The sequence below is a fragment of the Streptomyces sp. SID3343 genome, assembly GCF_009865215.1.
Taxonomy (GTDB): domain Bacteria; phylum Actinomycetota; class Actinomycetes; order Streptomycetales; family Streptomycetaceae; genus Embleya.
The window spans coordinates 1-1,803 of sequence record NZ_WWJX01001141.1; the positions used below are offsets into that span (position 1 = coordinate 1).

At 72.4% G+C, this 1,803-nt stretch carries 2 protein-coding genes and 1 pseudogene; 2 read left to right on the plus strand and 1 reads right to left on the minus strand.

Features of this window, described 5'->3' with window-relative positions; translation table 11 throughout:
• Both GT354_RS35960 and GT354_RS35965 read left to right on the plus strand, forming a co-directional pair.
• A pseudogene (locus GT354_RS35960) lies at positions 1–181 on the plus strand (glycosyltransferase family 2 protein); the annotation flags it as partial.
• A 289-nt stretch (positions 182–470) separates the two neighbouring features.
• Entirely contained in the window at positions 471–911 is a 441-nt protein-coding gene (locus tag GT354_RS35965; RefSeq protein ID WP_161360582.1) for an ATP-binding protein, read from the plus strand.
• Between the two features lie 165 nt (positions 912–1,076).
• On the opposite strand, the gene GT354_RS35970 is transcribed toward GT354_RS35965, so the two are convergent.
• Positions 1,077–1,610 carry a ferritin-like domain-containing protein gene (locus GT354_RS35970; protein WP_161360583.1) on the minus strand — a complete coding sequence of 178 codons (534 nt, stop codon included), beginning with the start codon at positions 1,608–1,610 and terminating at the stop codon, positions 1,077–1,079.
• Between the last annotated feature and the right edge of the window lie 193 nt (positions 1,611–1,803).

Genomic DNA, 1,803 nt, shown 5'->3' on the forward strand with positions numbered 1-1,803 from the left:
CGGGTTCGCGCCCATCGCGGTGGGCGAGGACCGGGCCTTGGTGGCGGTCCTGGAAGCGGCGGGCCGCCGCGTGTTGCGCACCGACGCCCTGCGCGTTCTGACCTCGGCACGCACCGACCCCCGCGCGCCGGCCGGGTTCGGGCGCGACCTGCTGCTGCGCGGCGGGGCATGCCCGTTGTGACCCCGACCGATCGGCGCCCGCGGCGGCTCCCGGCCGTGTCGCGTACCCCCTCGGCGGCGGGTGGGACGCGAGAGGTGATCGGTGCGGACGTGGAAACCGATCCGTCGGGTGGGTGTGGGGCCGGATCGACGGGGCAGGCGTGGGGTCGAATCAGCCGGCGCGACGCATTCCTGCTTCGGCGACCGCCTTGTCGACGACACCTCGTCGACACCTGCCTTGCCTGGCAATTCGCTTGCCGGGCGCAGGAGTTCGTCCCCATGTGAGGAGTCCCCCGAGTGAGGAGTCACCCGTGACCACCGGCGACGCCGCCGGGCACCCCCGGCCGCGAAGCGGCGGGCGGCACGCGGCAACCCGCCCGCCGATCACCGCGCAGACTTGGGTACTGCCCCGGACCTTCGGCGCTCTGGCCCGTGCCCGCGGGCTGGTCCGCGACACCCTCGCCACGTGGGGCTGGCCCGACGACCGCACCGACGACGTCGTCCAGGTCGTCTCCGAACTCGTGGGCAACGTGCTGCGCCATACCTCCGCCGAGGCACAGTTGACCCTCGCCCCCACGGCCGACGGACTCCACATCCGGGTCGGCGACCACGCCCGCGGCCTGCTGGTGCTGCAACGCCCGGCCAACGTCGAGGGCGGCTACGGCCTGCGCCTGCTCGATCTGCTCACCACCGAGTGGACCGTCGAACAACACGCGTCGGGCAAACAGGTGTACGCCCACATCCGACGATGAAACCGCTCCGAGCGCCGGCGCCGGTCGGCGCCGGGCCCGCGCCCCCGAGCGAGGCATCCGGACGGCCCACGAAAAAGGGACCGCCGGCAGGCCCGGCGCCGACCCGGTTCCCGTGCCGCACGCCGGTGGTATCCGGGGGCGCGGTCGCCGAAGGGGTGACGTCGATCAGGTGCCGAGGAGGTCCAGCAGGTCGTCGGCGTGCTCCTCCTCTTCCTCCAGGATGGATTCGATCAGGCGCCGCGTGGTGGGGTCGCGGTCGCCGAGCCAGCGGGCGATCTCCTGATAGCTGGAGATGACGATGCGCTCCGCGAGCAGGTTCTGTTCGAGCATCGCCTTCAGGTCGGTGTCCGACGCGGTCGAGTACTCGGTGTGCGAGCGCTCGCGCAATGTCGTGGGGTCGAAGTCCGGGTCACCACCGAGCTGTGAAATGCGCTCCGCCGCGCGAAGCGCGTGCTGCATCTCCTCGGCGGCGTGCTCGGTGAACTCCGCCGCCACCTGGGCGCGATCGATGCCCGCCGCCGAAATGGCGTGTCGGGTATAGCGCAGCCAACACACCACCTCGGTGGCCACCACGTCGTTGAGCACGTCCACCACCCGGGCGGTGTCCAGCCCGTACGTCGAGGTGACCGCGCCCTCGCCCATTTTCTGCCGCGCCTGCTCCCGAATCCTGGTCACATCCAGAACGAAGTCGTCACTCATGCCGGTGCCTCTCGTGAACAACCGACGGCGCCGATCGCCGCCCATCCCCCAGTGCCTCGAATGTCACGCGCCCACACCCCGGCGGCGGCATCCGGACCCGCACCCGCAGGGCCGGGTACGCCCCGCAGACCCGGGCGTCGGCCACCCGGGCGTCGGCCACCCGGGCGTTGTCCCGGGACGACGGGCCGGGCAT

Excerpts from the sequence above, each read along its gene's own strand:
- GT354_RS35970 (WP_161360583.1), bottom strand. The coding sequence starts at position 1,610 with ATGAGTGACGACTTCGTTCTGGATGTGACCAGGATTCGGGAGCAGGCG.